The sequence below is a fragment of the Citrobacter sp. On2M genome (assembly GCF_018035235.1).
Classification (GTDB): Bacteria; Pseudomonadota; Gammaproteobacteria; order Enterobacterales; family Enterobacteriaceae; genus Citrobacter; species Citrobacter meridianamericanus.
The window spans coordinates 76,928-92,288 of record NZ_WPCV01000006.1 but is presented as its reverse complement, the minus strand read 5'-3'; the positions used below and the strand labels follow the sequence as shown (position 1 = coordinate 92,288).

The following is a 15,361-nucleotide window of genomic DNA, read 5'->3' as shown; positions in this document are numbered from 1 at the left end:
CTGCCTGTAAACCTGGAGAACCACACGTGTTTCAAAAAGTTGACGCCTACGCTGGCGACCCGATTTTATCGCTTATGGAGCGGTTCAAAGAAGATTCACGTAGCGACAAAGTGAACCTCAGCATTGGCCTGTATTACAACGAAGACGGGATTATTCCTCAGCTTAAAGCGGTCGCGGAAGCGGAAGCCCGACTCAATGCCAAACCGCATGGCGCTTCGCTGTATCTGCCGATGGAAGGTCTGAACGCTTATCGTCATACCATTGCACCACTGCTGTTTGGCGCAGATCATCCGGTTCTCCAGCAGCAGCGCGTCGCAACCATTCAGACGCTGGGCGGCTCCGGCGCGCTAAAGGTTGGTGCAGACTTCCTGAAGCGCTATTTCCCTGATTCTGGCGTGTGGGTTAGCGATCCGACCTGGGAAAACCACATCGCGATTTTTGAAGGTGCTGGATTCAATGTAAGTACTTACCCCTGGTATGACAACACGACCAATGGCGTGCGTTTCAACGACCTGCTGGCAGCGCTGAATACCTTACCCGCGCGTAGCATCGTGCTACTGCATCCGTGCTGCCATAACCCGACAGGGGCGGATTTAACTCCAACGCAGTGGGATGGCGTCATTGAGATCCTGAAAGCACGTGATCTCATCCCGTTCCTGGATATTGCTTACCAGGGCTTCGGCGGTGGAATGGAAGATGATGCCTACGCGATCCGCGCCATTGCCAGCGCCGGATTGCCTGCCCTGGTCAGCAATTCATTCTCGAAGATCTTTTCCTTGTACGGTGAACGCGTCGGTGGGCTGTCAGTGGTGTGTGAAGACGCCGATGCCGCCAGCCGCGTTCTGGGGCAGCTAAAAGCGACGGTGCGCCGGAACTACTCCAGTCCGCCAAATTTTGGTGCGCAGGTGGTTGCTGCGGTGTTGGGGGATGACACGCTGAAAGCCAGCTGGCTGGCGGAAGTCGAAGAGATGCGTACCCGTATTCTGGCGATGCGCCAGGAGCTGGTTAACGTATTGAATGCGGAGATCCCGGGCCGTAACTTTGATTACCTGCTGCAACAGCGCGGTATGTTCAGTTATACCGGGCTCAGCGCCGCTCAGGTCGATCGCCTGCGCGATGAGTTTGGGGTATACCTGATAGCCAGCGGTCGTATGTGCGTGGCCGGGTTGAATCACAGTAATGTGCAGCGCGTGGCGAAGGCATTTGCCGCCGTCATGTAACCGGGTGTACAGGCCTGATACGCGTCACGAGATCAGGCCTGTTTTCCAATGTGATCATGCTCCTTTTCCTGGACAAAACCAGAGAAAATCCTTCCTTTCCCTTCCCCCAAGGGGTAATGTCAGATAGTTTTTTGACCAGTTGTTAATAAAAAATGATAACTAACTGACTACTTAGGGAAAAATATGCGCAAGTTTACCCTGGCACTGAGTGCCGTTTGTTTATTGTTCACGTTAAATCAGCCCGTTCAGGCGTTAGTTTCCTCTCCCTCTCAGCTTAACCCCGGCACCAACGTTGCAAAACTCGCTGAGCAGGCTCCCATTCATTGGGTCTCCGTGGCACAAATCGAAAACAGTTTGACCGGGCGCCCGCCGATGGCCGTCGGGTTTGATATTGATGACACCGTCCTCTTTTCCAGCCCGGGCTTCTGGCGCGGTAAAAAAACGTATTCCCCGGACAGTGAGGATTACCTGAAGAATCCGGCCTTCTGGGAAAAAATGAACAATGGCTGGGATGAATTTAGTATTCCAAAAGAAGTGGCGCGTCAGTTGATTGATATGCATGTGCGTCGTGGCGACCGCATCTTTTTCGTGACCGGGCGTAGTCAGACCAAGACCGAAACGGTATCGAAAACGCTGGCCGATAACTTTCACATTCCGGCCGGTAATATGAATCCGGTCATTTTTGCCGGTGATAAACCCGGTCAGAACACTAAAACACAGTGGCTGCAGGATAAAAGCATCCGCATGTTCTACGGTGACTCCGACAATGACATCACCGCCGCTCGCGACGTGGGTATTCGCGGTATTCGTATTTTGCGCGCCTCTAACTCCACTTATAAACCGCTGCCGCAGGCTGGCGCGTTTGGTGAAGAGGTGATCGTCAACTCGGAGTATTGAGAAGACGGAATGCTGATTTTTTAAACAAATTTACGCTACTGGCTTTTACCTTTTGCGGACTTGCTGCACACTGAATAAAGATGTTCTCATTAGGCAATATGCTGGTAAGGGGAATAAAGATGACGAATTCGGAGTTGCTGCAATACTGCATGGCAAAAACGGGTGCGGAGCAGAGCGTGCACAGTGACTGGAAAGCCACGCAAATCAAAGTTGAAGATGTACTCTTTGCGATGGTCAAAGAGGTCGAAGGTCGCCCGGCGGTTTCTCTGAAAACCAGCCCTGAACTCGCAGAATTGCTGCGTCAGCAACATAAAGACGTGCGTCCCAGCCGTCATCTCAATAAAGCGCACTGGAGCACGGTGTATCTTGATGGCTCGCTGCCAGATTCACAGATCTACTATCTGGTAGATGCCTCCTGGCAACAGGCTGTAAATACGCTGCCGGAAGATAAACGTAAGTTGCTGGTGCAATAATTTACCGCTTCCTGTTGCGCCAGGAAGCGGTACGGGGATACTTACAACAGCGGTTTGAGGAAACGAGCCGTGTGTGAGGCTTCACATTCAGCGACCGTCTCCGGCGTGCCGGAGACTAAAATTTCCCCGCCGCCGCTGCCGCCTTCCGGACCGAGATCGACAATCCAGTCTGCGGTTTTAATCACGTCCAGATTGTGCTCAATCACCACGATGGTGTTGCCCTGATCCCGAAGCTGATGCAGCACGTCCAGCAGTTGCTGAATATCCGCAAAATGCAGGCCGGTGGTTGGCTCATCGAGAATATACAGCGTCTGTCCGGTACCGCGTTTGGACAACTCACGCGCCAGCTTCACGCGCTGCGCTTCACCGCCCGAGAGCGTGGTGGCAGACTGGCCGAGGCGGATGTACGTCAGACCAACGTCCATCAGCGTTTGCAGCTTACGCGCCAGCGCCGGAACGGCATCGAAGAACTCACGTGCTTCTTCAATCGTCATATCCAGCACTTCGTGGATAGTCTTGCCCTTGTACTTAATCTCCAGCGTTTCGCGGTTATAGCGCTTACCTTTGCACTGATCGCACGGCACGTAGATATCTGGCAGGAAGTGCATTTCCACTTTGATCACGCCATCGCCCTGACAGGCTTCGCAGCGTCCACCGCGGACGTTAAAGCTGAAACGACCCGGCGTGTAACCGCGTGCACGGGACTCCGGCACGCCGGCAAACAGTTCGCGCACTGGCGTAAATACCCCGGTGTAGGTTGCCGGGTTAGATCGCGGGGTACGGCCAATTGGGCTTTGGTCAATATCGATGACTTTGTCGAAATGTTCCAGACCCTGAACATCGCGATACGGCGCAGGTTCCGCCAGCGTCGCACCGTTCAGCGCCGTCTGCGCAATGGGGAACAGCGTATCGTTGATCAGCGTCGATTTACCTGAGCCGGAAACCCCGGTAATGCAGGTAAATAAACCAACCGGCAGCGTCAGGGTGACATCTTTCAGGTTGTTACCGCGTGCGCCGGTGAGCTTCAGCACTTTTTCCGGATCAGCTGCCACGCGCTGTTTCGGTACTTCAATTTTGCGCTTACCGCTCATGTACTGGCCGGTCAGCGACTCAGGCACCGCCATAATATCTTTTAGCGTTCCTTCGGCAACTACCTGGCCGCCGTGAACGCCCGCGCCGGGACCGATGTCGATAACGTGGTCAGCGGCGCGAATCGCATCTTCATCGTGTTCGACCACAATCACGGTATTACCCAGGTTACGCAGATGGATAAGCGTACCCAGCAGTCGTTCATTATCGCGCTGATGCAGACCAATAGACGGCTCATCCAGCACGTACATTACGCCGACCAGTCCTGCGCCGATCTGACTTGCCAGACGAATACGCTGGGCTTCGCCGCCGGAGAGCGTTTCGGCTGAACGTGACAGCGTCAGATAGTTGAGGCCGACGTTGACCAGGAACTTCAGACGATCGCCAATCTCTTTAAGGATTTTCTCTGCAATCTTCGCCCGCTGACCTGCAAGTTTCAGGTTGTTGAAGAAATCCATCGCATGACCGATGCTCATGTCGGAAATCGCGGGCAGCGGCGTATTTTCGACAAATACGTGGCGGGCTTCCCGGCGTAAACGCGTCCCTTCACAGCTGGCGCACGGCCGGTTACTGATGAATTTGGCTAATTCTTCGCGTACCGCGCTGGATTCCGTCTCTTTATAACGGCGCTCCATATTGTGTAATACGCCTTCGAACGGGTGACGACGTACGGACGTATCGCCGCGATCGTTCATGTATTTGAATTCGATATTTTCTTTACCCGAACCATACAGCACCACTTTATGCACAGCAGGGTTCAGGCTGGCCCATGGGGCTTCGACGTCGAACTTATAGTGCTCCGCCAGCGACTTAAGCATCTGGAAGTAATAGAAGTTACGACGATCCCAACCGCGGATGGCGCCACCGGCCAGCGACAGTTCCGGGTTTTGGATCACCCGGTCAGGATCGAAATACTGCTGCACGCCGAGACCGTCACAGGTTGGGCACGCACCCGCCGGGTTGTTGAACGAGAACAGGCGGGGTTCCAGTTCGCGCATACTGTAGCCGCAAATCGGGCAGGCAAAGTTGGCGGAGAACAGTAGCTCTTCCGCTTTCGGGTCGTCCATATCGGCGACCACCGCCGTACCACCGGACAGTTCCAGCGCGGTTTCAAAGGATTCAGCCAGTCGCTGAGTGAGGTCATCGCGGACTTTAAAGCGGTCAATCACCACTTCAATGGTGTGTTTCTTTTGCAGCTCCAGCTTGGGCGGATCGGAAAGGTCACACACTTCGCCGTCGATACGGGCGCGGATATAGCCCTGGCCCGCCAGGTTTTCCAGTGTTTTGGTGTGCTCGCCTTTACGCTCCTTAATTACCGGCGCCAGTAACATCAGACGTTTGCCTTCCGGCTGCGACAGCACGTTGTCCACCATCTGGCTAACGGTCTGCGCCGCCAGGGGAACGTCGTGATCCGGGCAGCGCGGCTCGCCAACGCGGGCAAACAGCAGGCGCAGATAGTCGTGAATTTCGGTAATCGTACCTACCGTGGATCGCGGGTTATGAGATGTCGATTTTTGTTCAATTGAGATGGCAGGAGACAGCCCCTCAATGTGGTCGACATCCGGTTTTTCCATCAGTGACAGAAACTGACGCGCGTAAGCTGAAAGGGATTCAACGTAACGACGTTGCCCTTCGGCATACAGGGTGTCGAAAGCAAGCGAAGATTTGCCTGAGCCCGAAAGCCCGGTGACGACAATCAGCTTGTCGCGCGGGATGACGAGGTTGATGTTTTTGAGATTATGGGTGCGGGCGCCCCGAACTTCGATCTTATCCATTCATCTTTCCCGGATTAAACGCTTTTTTTGCCTGGCTGCATGGTGCTACCGGCGATCACAAACGGTTAATTATGACACAACTTGACCTGAATGGATATACAGTATTGGAATGCAAAACGCATGTTCCTGTGCAACAATGTTTGACGGGGATTGTTTACTGGAATCGATCTCGCAACGTAGTAAAAGCGCTATTGGAAATGCTACAATCCCGCGCTTACACTTATTCAGTAACGTTTTTCAGGAGACACGATCATGGCCAGCAGAGGCGTAAACAAGGTGATTCTCGTCGGTAATCTGGGCCAGGACCCGGAAGTACGCTATATGCCGAATGGTGGCGCAGTTGCCAACATTACGCTGGCTACTTCCGAATCCTGGCGTGATAAAGCGACCGGCGAAATGAAAGAGCAGACTGAATGGCACCGCGTTGTGCTGTTTGGCAAACTGGCGGAAGTGGCCAGTGAATATCTGCGTAAAGGCTCCCAGGTCTATATCGAAGGTCAGCTGCGTACCCGCAAATGGACCGATCAGTCCGGCGTAGAAAAGTACACCACTGAAGTTGTTGTTAACGTTGGCGGCACCATGCAAATGCTGGGTGGTCGTCAGGGCGGTGGTGCTCCGGCAGGTGGCGGTCAGCAGCAAGGGGGTTGGGGTCAGCCTCAGCAGCCGCAGGGCGGCAATCAGTTCAGCGGCGGCGCGCAGTCTCGTCCGCAGCAGTCCGCTCCGGCAGCGCCGTCTAACGAACCGCCGATGGACTTCGACGACGATATCCCGTTCTAAGATAGCTGAACGCATTAACGTTCTAATTTATGAAAACCCCGTTGCGACGGGGTTTTTTTATATTTCTTATTCAGAATTAATTATTCGGTATTTTCTGGTTTATCATCGCAGCTTTATGATTCATTTAATACGAACTAATCTACGCTAATATTCGGTAATATTTATTGGTGGTTACGGCGAATGAAAATTAAGCTACGCTGGCAAATAATTGAATCTATGCGCGTGGTGTAGGTTCTACTATTACGGCAAACAGTGGCGATGTTTACATTAATACTTACGCCAGCAATTTCAAAGAACTGCTGGAGAACAATAGTGGTTATCCTGATGGCTCATCAAAAAGTGATGCGGTTAGTGCTAAAGATGGTGGTGTCGTAAATATTAATCAGTCAGGTGAGAACAAGGTTAATTTGTTAGGAAATATCGACTTCGGCGATAAAATATATGCTCATACCAGCCATATGAATATTACGCTCAATGGTGCGGAATCATTTTGGCATGGACATGAGGCGAATGTTCTGGACATCGTCAGTGGTAAATGGGCCGGAGATTTGAATCTGACGCTGATGAATAATGCTTACTGGATCCCGGATGGCAAAGACGCTCAGATCAGCGCCATCACCTTGCAAGACGGCGGGACGATAAACCTGCACGGTTTTAACCTGCATACCAATCAGAGCATCAACGAAACCGTGAAGATTCACGAGCTGAAAGGCAACAACGGTATTTTCCTGATTGATGTAAATACAAATAAAACCGATGAGCAGCGGCGTAATGGGAGCGACTTTATCGAAGTCGTTAAGAGTAGCACGGGGGGAACTCATGCTATTGAGGCGTTAAATATTAATAAGCTTAGCGATCTGCAAGAAGATATCTGGGTTGCCGATGCCGCCAGCAATGTGATGTTCGAAGCGTACGATAAAATCGATATCACTAACGAGTATGTATACGACTATAAACCGCTACTGCGTTCTGATATTCGGGAAGGTGATCCGGTAAGCCAGTATGGCACAAACTGGTATATTACGGGGGTTTAAACAAAAGCCAGTGCGGGTAGCAACACCGCGATTGCTAATGCCGGGTTAAACTACGCGGTGGCCACCGCCCGTCTCGAAATCGACAGCCTGAATAAACGTTTAGGGGAATTACGCCAGAACCAACAGCAAAATGGTCTGTGGATACGTTATAAAGGCGGCGAAATGGAAAGCGATAATGGCAGCTACTTCAAAAACTTGTACAGCTTCTGGCAACTGGGTTATGACAACAAAGAAGAAAGTGAACAATCAGTCTGGACGCGAGGCATTGCGGCGCATTACATGAGAGGTAACGCTGACTTTACTTATGGCACGGGCGATAACAAGAGCTACGGTGGTTCACTTTATGCTGCATGGTACCGTCCGGAGAAACAAGACTACCTGGATCTGGTACTGAAATATAGCCGCCATGAGAGTGATTTTAACTACCGAAATGTGTACGGCAATATGGGGGTGGCGGATAGCAGTACGTGGTCAATTAGCGCCAGCGCAGAATACGGTCGTGAGTTTAGTCTGGGAGAATCCTCTTTCATCGAACCGCAAGCACAGCTCGTGTATACCCGGTTGGATGAAGCTCGTTATACCACCAGCAGCGGGCTACGGGTTCGTCAGAATGATATCGATAGCGTGATCGGTCGTGTCGGATTGCGAGGAGGTTATCGATTTGAAGAACGCCCGGACAGCGACATTTATGTGAAGCTGGATCTGCTGCATGAGTTTGCTGGCGATCGTGATGTCACTGTGTGGGGTAAAGACGCGTCCATGACGGTCCGCGAGGGAGGAAGTGACTCGTGGATTAACTACGGTATTGGAACCAATATCCATCTCACTCAGAACAATAATTCTCGACTGTACGTTGACCTGGAAAGGTCAGCTGGAGGCGACATTGATATGAACTGGCAGGTGAACGCAGGGTTCCGTATGGAGTGGTAAGCGGTTACCGGAACGTCAGTAGAATCGTTATCGCTTAAAACGGTGTCCGACCGGTTATATTCTGGTCGGACACACTGTTGTTATCAGTTCAACACCATCGGCCATTCTGGCGGTGTGTGGCTCATCATTTCGACCATCACGGTTTCAATATTCTTCCAGATCGTGGAAATATCCACCAGGGTTATGCCGAGCAATCCGGTCGCAAACCAGCAGGCAAAAACCAACCCTAAACCGCTGCTAATGACGGCCAGGCCAATATAGTCTGATTTACGAAAACGGATATTGAGCGTACTGGCTAAAAACATCAGCACTGCACTGAGTAATTGCCACCGCAGAAGAACCACGCCAGTTGTTATTGTTGCCATGAAAAACGTCCTCAGAAAGTCTGGATGCCCAGGACAGCGCGGGGGTGTTCACCGAGGGTGTAGTACTCTGGCTATCGACGGGCAATAACATGAATGAAACATTGTTTCTGTTACATGATTTTTGTGAACTATATCACAAGTGTTCGTTTGTTCACCAGTGCTGGACGTTATTTTTGCTGGATTATAACCATTATTAATGTGTGGTTATTTTTGAAAAGGCTACTGATACTAAATAATCAATCTTAAAGGTGTATTTACGCCACTAGTTTAATTCATCTTAAATTAATTGTTAAAAAAATTTAATGAATTTCTTAAATGCAACCAGGATAGTGCTCATAAAAAATTAACGTTCTCGGGATAATAACATTGTGAAATAAGCGTAACTTTAAGTTTGCATTACGGAAAAATAATATCATCCCCAACTATTATCAGACTTTTACATAGAGACGTCTGTTGCTAATACTGATAGATTCATGCAAGTTAACTAGCTGGTGTTTATAGCATCACTGCCGTGACAGGTACTGGCATAGACAAAACAGGGACATAAGGCTGACATGAATCACAGTGCGCGACGCAAGATGCTGAAGTTGCTGGGAACATTCATGGTGGTATTGCTCCCCGTGGTGCTGGCATTATGGTTTGCTCAAATCCGGGCGATGTCCGAAACCCGTAATGAACTTCACTCTTTTGCTCAACTGGTCTTAAATAAAACAGAATTAGTGATCCAACAAGCCGATTTAGCACGTGATATGGCCCAGTTGTATCAAGGTGAGATGTGTACCCCAACACATCAGAAAAGTATGCTGAATATAATTCGCGGTCGTTTATATATCAGCGAGCTAATTTATGCCCAGGGCGATCATTTTTTGTGCTCTACGTCGATGGTGCCATCCACTACCTATATTATGCCGACCGCAGACTATAAACGTACGCCGGACATCTCGATCTATTACTATCGCGATACCCCGTTTTTTGCTGGCTACCGAATGACGTATATGCAACGAGGAAACTACGTTGTCGTCATCAATCCGTTATCTTACAGCGAAGTCATGTCAGATGACCCAGACCTGTCCTGGGGCGTGTATGACACGGTAACGGATTCCTTTTTCTCTGCCAGCGAAGGGGCGCACATTGATCAATTCTCGCCGCTGGTGGGCGGCGAAGCCTCTACCTTCCCGTTGGCGGATCGCTTCTATACTATTGTGCGTTCAGAAAAACGGCCAATCGCGATTATTGTGTCGACCTCGGATAAACGCATAAATTCGATTTTTTATCACGAGGCTGCATTAACGGTTCCTTTCGGGATTATCTGCAGCATCCTGATGCTGTTAATGTGGTGGCGTACGCGTCAGGAATACCTCTCTCCCCGTCGTTTATTAAAACGCGCAATCAAAAAACGTCACCTGTGCCTGTACTACCAGCCGATCATTGATATCACAAACGGTCAGTGCGTAGGGGCCGAGGCTTTGCTGCGCTGGCCGGACTGTAAAGGTGAGGTGATGAGTCCGACCGAGTTTATTCCTCTGGCTGAAAAAGAGGGAATGATGGAGCGGATCACGGATTACGTGGTTGAAGAGGTGTTCAACGATTTGGGGTATTTTCTGTCGGCACATCCCCAGCTTTATATCTCGATAAATCTCTCCGCGTCTGATTTTCATTCATCCCGACTCATTGCCCTGATTACTGACAAAAACCGTGAGTACTCCGTGGCGGCCCGACAAATTAAAGTTGAGGTAACGGAGCGCGGGTTTGTTGATGTAGATAAAATGACGCCGGTAATCCAGGCGTTCCGCCAGGCGGGTTATGAAGTGGCGTTTGATGATTTTGGCACGGGGTATTCCAATCTACATAATTTGTCCGCGCTGAATGTCGATATCCTGAAGATCGATAAATCATTTATTAGTACTCTGTCCACTAACAGTACCAGCCACATGATTGCCGAACATATCATTGAGATGGCACAAAGCTTACATCTTAAGACGATCGCTGAAGGAGTTGAAACGACAGAGCAAGTCGAGTGGCTGCGTGAACGCGGCGTACAGTATTGTCAGGGCTGGTATTTTGCGAAAGCGCTGCCGCTGCAGGAGTTCATACGCTGGATACAACGGTCGCCCGCCATACTGACGCAGAGCGGGCAATAATCTTACAGGCGGTGGCGGTAATCGCTTGGAGTACGATCAAACTCACGACGAAACACGCGAGAGAAGGTTTGTTGCGATACATAACCAAGATCCATCGCAATGTCGAAAATAGGTCGCTCAGTCGTCCTCAGTTCAACCGCCGCCAGCAGAAGTCGGCGTTGGCGGATGTAGTCGCCCAGCGTCTGGCGCGTCACCGTGCGGAACATTCTCTGTAAATACCACTTCGAGTAACCTGATTTTTTCGCAACCGCCTCAATGTTCAGCGGCTGATCAATATGTTCATCAATCCATTCAATAAGGGTCTGAATAATCTGCTGATGGGACATAGGGCTGCCTCTTTTTCAGTATTCGATTCGTCGTTTTGCCTGCGAGTGAGTATAATTCCTCAAGTTAACTTGAGGTAAAGCAATTTATGGAAAAGAAATTACCCCGAATAAAAGCGCTGCTCACACCAGGTGAAGTCGCAAAGCGTAGCGGTGTGGCGGTATCGACCCTGCATTTCTATGAAAGCAAAGGGTTAATCAGCAGTATGCGCAACAGCGGTAACCAGCGTCGGTACAAACGTGATGTGTTGCGTTACGTGGCGATTATCAAGATTGCTCAACGTATTGGGATCCCGCTGGCAACGATCGGCGACGCGCTGGGCGTATTACCTGAAGGACATTCACTTAGCGCTAAAGAGTGGAAACAACTCTCTTCGCAATGGCGTGAAGAGCTGGATCGACGCATTCATACTTTGGTGTCACTGCGCGATGAGCTGGATGGGTGTATTGGTTGCGGCTGCTTGTCGCGCAGTGATTGTCCGTTGCGTAACCCAGGCGATCAGCTGGGCGAGCAAGGAACCGGGGCGCGGCTGCTGGAAGACGATTGATTGGTATAAAACTAAAGCGCCACAGAGGGCGCTTTAGTTTGGTTCCGGTCTTTGTCTTTCACTCTATCCCGCTGGTTCACGGGAGGGTTTCCCCCGACATCAACACCCCTCAGTCGAGCACATTAGGGGAGGTTCCGGTTTGTGTTGATAAGGTAAGTGTAAGCCACCTCTCACCATTTGCCAGTGAAATGGTTATTTTTTAGCCAAAAAAAATTCCCGCATCTTCACCTGTTTTTTTGCGCGAGTTTGCGTGAAAAAGGAACACTCATGTTGTAATCACGCCGCGAAAATTGTTGCCAGATTGCGCATTGACGATAACGTTTGCGCATCGGCTGATTATTTATTGCGCGTTATAAGAAGAAATGAGTAAAAAGCGGCAAAGTTCAGTTGAAAACCAGCGTATGATCGCTGGATAATCGTTTGCTTTTTTTTACCACCCGTTTTTTATGCGCGGAGCTAAACGTTTGCTTTTTTGCGACACCCCTATTGACGCAAACCTGGCACATGGAGAAAACGTTTAGCAGGCAGTGGATTGTCCAGCACGCATAATGACGAAAAAATAAACTCTCAGGGGATGTTTTCTATGTCTACGCCTTCAGCGCGTACCGGCGGTTCACTCGACGCCTGGTTTAAAATTTCGCTTCGCGGCAGTACCGTTCGTCAGGAAGTCGTTGCCGGATTAACGACGTTCCTCGCCATGGTTTACTCCGTTATCGTGGTTCCAGGGATGCTGGGTAAAGCCGGATTCCCGCCTGCCGCTGTATTTGTGGCAACCTGTCTGGTCGCGGGCGTCGGTTCTATTGTGATGGGCTTGTGGGCCAACCTGCCGCTGGCAATTGGTTGCGCCATTTCTCTGACGGCGTTTACCGCATTCAGCCTGGTATTGGGGCAACATATCAGCGTGCCCGTTGCGCTGGGCGCGGTGTTCCTGATGGGGGTCCTGTTTACCATCATTTCCGCGACCGGTATTCGTAGCTGGATCCTGCGCAATTTGCCGCAGGGTGTTGCGCACGGCACGGGAATCGGTATCGGCCTGTTCCTGCTGCTGATCGCGGCAAACGGCGTTGGTCTGGTGATTAAGAACCCGCTGGACGGCCTGCCGGTTGCACTGGGCGACTTCGATACCTTCCCGGTGATAATGTCGCTGGTTGGTCTGGCGGTGATTATTGGCCTCGAAAAACTGAAAGTACCGGGCGGCATCCTGCTGACTATTATCGGTATTTCCATTGTTGGCCTGATTTTCGATCCGGCTGTGCATTTCTCCGGTATTTTTGCCATGCCGTCTCTGAGCGACGAAAACGGCAACTCGCTGATTGGCAGCCTGGATATTATGGGCGCACTGAATCCTATCGTTCTGCCGAGCGTGCTGGCGCTGGTCATGACCGCCGTCTTCGATGCGACCGGAACTATCCGTGCCGTAGCCGGACAGGCGAATTTGCTGGATAAAGACGGACAGATTATCGACGGCGGCAAAGCGCTGACCACTGACTCCCTGAGCAGCGTGTTCTCTGGTTTGGTGGGCGCGGCCCCTGCGGCGGTCTACATTGAATCCGCAGCGGGTACGGCAGCGGGCGGTAAAACTGGCCTGACAGCGATCACCGTTGGCGTCTTGTTCCTGCTGATCCTGTTCCTCTCTCCGCTCTCGTATCTTGTACCGGTGTACGCCACGGCGCCTGCGCTGATGTATGTAGGCCTGTTGATGCTGAGCAATGTGGCAAAAATCGACTTTGCTGACTTTGTCGACGCAATGGCGGGTCTGGTAACGGCCGTATTTATCGTGCTGACCTGTAACATCGTAACCGGCATTATGATTGGCTTTGCTACCCTGGTGATTGGCCGTCTTGTCTCTGGCGAATGGCGCAAGCTGAACATCGGCACGGTGGTTATCGCTATCGCGCTGGTGGCCTTCTACGCGGGCGGTTGGGCTATCTGATTCTTATTCGATAAAGATCCTGAAAACGGGTGGCTTTGGCCGCCCGTTTTTATTTTCAGAACACACTTGTTGTCTTTTGCGTTACTCTCAATTAGATAGAATTGAGGCACGACGCCTCTCATCACGAATCATAAGAAACATCGCAAACAGGGAACGCATGGAAATCTTTTTTACCATACTCATCATGACCCTTGTGGTCTCGCTGTCGGGGGTATTTACTCGCGTATTGCCCTTCCAACTCCCTCTACCCCTTATGCAGATCGCCATCGGCGCCTTGCTGGCGTGGCCGACGTTTGGTTTGCATGTGGAATTCGATCCTGAGCTATTTTTGGTTCTGTTCATCCCGCCGCTGCTCTTTGCCGATGGCTGGAAGACGCCAACGCGTGAGTTTCTCGAACATGGGCGAGAGATCTTTGGTCTTGCGCTGGCGTTAGTGCTGGTCACGGTGGTCGGGATTGGCTTTATGATTTACTGGCTGGTGCCGGGGATCCCTCTCATCCCGGCCTTTGCGCTGGCTGCCGTCCTGTCGCCAACCGACGCCGTTGCCCTTTCCGGCATTGTGGGGGAGGGACGCATCCCGAAGAAAATCATGGGGATCCTGCAGGGCGAAGCGTTGATGAACGACGCCTCCGGCCTGGTGTCACTAAAATTTGCCGTCGCCGTGGCGATGGGTACGATGGTATTTACCGTTGGCGGCGCAACGCTTGAATTCTTCAAAGTAGCAATTGGCGGTATCCTGGCCGGTTTTGTCGTCAGTTGGCTGTACGGGCGCTCCCTGCGTTTTCTCAGCCGCTGGGGTGGCGATGAGCCGGCAACGCAAATCGTTCTGCTGTTTCTGCTGCCGTTTGCGTCTTACCTGATTGCGGAACACATTGGTGTCTCAGGCATCCTCGCGGCGGTCGCTGCCGGGATGACAATCACCCGTTCCGGGGTGATGCGCCGCGCGCCGTTGGCGATGCGCTTACGTGCTAACAGCACCTGGGCGATGCTGGAATTTGTGTTTAACGGCATGGTTTTCCTGCTGTTAGGGCTGCAGTTGCCGGGGATTCTGGAGTCTTCTTTGGCGGCAGCAGAGGTCGATCCGAACGTTGAGATCTGGATGCTGTTTACCGATATCGTGCTGATTTACGTGGCGCTGATGCTGGTACGTTTTGGCTGGCTGTGGACCATGAAGAAGTTCAGTCTGCGCTTCCTGAAGAAAAAGCCAATGGAATTCGGCTCCTGGACGACGCGTGAAATCCTGATTGCCTCCTTTGCGGGCGTGCGCGGGGCAATAACTCTTGCGGGTGTGCTCTCCATTCCGCTGTTGTTACCGGATGGTAGCGGCTTCCCGGCCCGATATGAGCTGATTTTCCTTGCTGCGGGCGTGATCCTGTTCTCACTGTTTGTTGGCGTAGTAATGCTGCCGATTCTGCTACAGCATCTGGAAGTCGCAGATCACTCGCAGCAGCAAAAAGAGGAACGTATTGCCCGGGCTGCCACGGCGGAAGTCGCGATTGTCGCCATCCAGAAAATGGAGGAGCGCCTGGCCGCGGACAGCGAAGAGAACATCGATAATCAGTTGCTCACCGAGGTGAGCTCACGTGTCATCGGTAATCTGCGTCGACGCGCCGACGGACGCAACGATGTGGAAAGCTCGATGCAGGAAGAAAACCTCGAACGGCGTTTCCGTCTGGCGGCACTGCGCTCAGAACGCGCAGAGCTTTATCACCTGCGTGCCACACGTGAAATCAGTAATGAAACGCTGCAAAAACTACTGCACGACCTGGACTTGCTGGAAGCGCTGTTGATTGAGAACCAGTAACGGTAGTGCCTGATGGCACTACGCTTATCAGGCCTACGGAATTTTGTAGGTC

The 15,361-nt window shown here is 51.5% G+C and carries 11 protein-coding genes and 1 pseudogene; 9 read left to right on the top strand and 3 right to left on the bottom strand.

Going from position 1 to position 15,361, the window contains the following annotated elements; translation table 11 throughout:
• Positions 1-26: 26 nt before the first annotated feature.
• The 3 genes from tyrB to On2M_RS22305 all read left to right on the top strand — a co-directional run bounded on the left by tyrB (position 27) and on the right by On2M_RS22305 (position 2,590).
• Entirely contained in the window at positions 27-1,220 is a 1,194-nt protein-coding gene (gene tyrB, locus On2M_RS22315) for an aromatic amino acid transaminase (RefSeq protein ID WP_151218065.1), read from the top strand.
• Positions 1,221-1,403: 183 nt separating this feature from the next.
• Positions 1,404-2,117, top strand: a complete 714-nt coding sequence (aphA, locus tag On2M_RS22310; protein WP_151218064.1) for an acid phosphatase AphA — start codon at positions 1,404-1,406, stop codon at positions 2,115-2,117.
• Between the two features lie 119 nt (positions 2,118-2,236).
• Positions 2,237-2,590, top strand: a complete 354-nt coding sequence (locus tag On2M_RS22305; RefSeq protein WP_151218063.1) for an MmcQ/YjbR family DNA-binding protein — start codon at positions 2,237-2,239, stop codon at positions 2,588-2,590.
• Positions 2,591-2,631: 41 nt separating this feature from the next.
• Here On2M_RS22305 and uvrA read toward each other — a convergent pair whose 3' ends face one another.
• Entirely contained in the window at positions 2,632-5,454 is a 2,823-nt protein-coding gene (gene uvrA, locus On2M_RS22300) for an excinuclease ABC subunit UvrA (protein ID WP_016155358.1), read from the bottom strand.
• Positions 5,455-5,706: 252 nt separating this feature from the next.
• Here uvrA and ssb1 point away from each other — a divergent pair, with 252 nt between their 5' ends.
• Entirely contained in the window at positions 5,707-6,231 is a 525-nt protein-coding gene (gene ssb1, locus On2M_RS22295; RefSeq protein WP_003826621.1) for a single-stranded DNA-binding protein SSB1, read from the top strand.
• A 191-nt stretch (positions 6,232-6,422) separates the two neighbouring features.
• Positions 6,423-8,195: pseudogene (locus tag On2M_RS22290) on the top strand (autotransporter outer membrane beta-barrel domain-containing protein); the annotation flags it as partial.
• 83 nt (positions 8,196-8,278) lie between these two features.
• Here On2M_RS22290 and On2M_RS22285 read toward each other — a convergent pair.
• A complete protein-coding gene (locus tag On2M_RS22285) occupies positions 8,279-8,560 on the bottom strand; it encodes a YjcB family protein (protein ID WP_151218062.1) in 282 nt (93 codons plus the stop codon).
• A 554-nt stretch (positions 8,561-9,114) separates the two neighbouring features.
• Between On2M_RS22285 and On2M_RS22280 the strand changes: the two genes are divergently transcribed.
• Positions 9,115-10,701, top strand: coding sequence for an EAL domain-containing protein (locus tag On2M_RS22280; protein ID WP_151224610.1), 1,587 nt, complete (start codon positions 9,115-9,117; stop codon positions 10,699-10,701).
• Positions 10,702-10,703: 2 nt separating this feature from the next.
• Here the strand turns inward: On2M_RS22280 and soxS are convergent, their stop codons facing one another.
• Entirely contained in the window at positions 10,704-11,027 is a 324-nt protein-coding gene (gene soxS, locus On2M_RS22275) for a superoxide response transcriptional regulator SoxS (RefSeq protein ID WP_003031731.1), read from the bottom strand.
• A gap of 86 nt (positions 11,028-11,113) precedes the next feature.
• Here soxS and soxR point away from each other — a divergent pair, with 86 nt between their 5' ends.
• From soxR to On2M_RS22260, 3 genes are all read left to right on the top strand, one after another.
• Positions 11,114-11,572, top strand: a complete 459-nt coding sequence (gene soxR, locus On2M_RS22270; RefSeq protein WP_003031733.1) for a redox-sensitive transcriptional activator SoxR — start codon at positions 11,114-11,116, stop codon at positions 11,570-11,572.
• A 583-nt stretch (positions 11,573-12,155) separates the two neighbouring features.
• Complete coding sequence (ghxP, locus tag On2M_RS22265) at positions 12,156-13,505, top strand: guanine/hypoxanthine transporter GhxP (RefSeq protein ID WP_003031735.1); 1,350 nt, start codon at positions 12,156-12,158, stop codon at positions 13,503-13,505.
• A gap of 157 nt (positions 13,506-13,662) precedes the next feature.
• Positions 13,663-15,309: a Na+/H+ antiporter gene (locus tag On2M_RS22260; RefSeq protein WP_079938973.1), complete on the top strand. Its 1,647-nt coding sequence runs from the start codon at positions 13,663-13,665 to the stop codon at positions 15,307-15,309.
• The last annotated feature ends 52 nt before the right edge of the window (positions 15,310-15,361 follow it).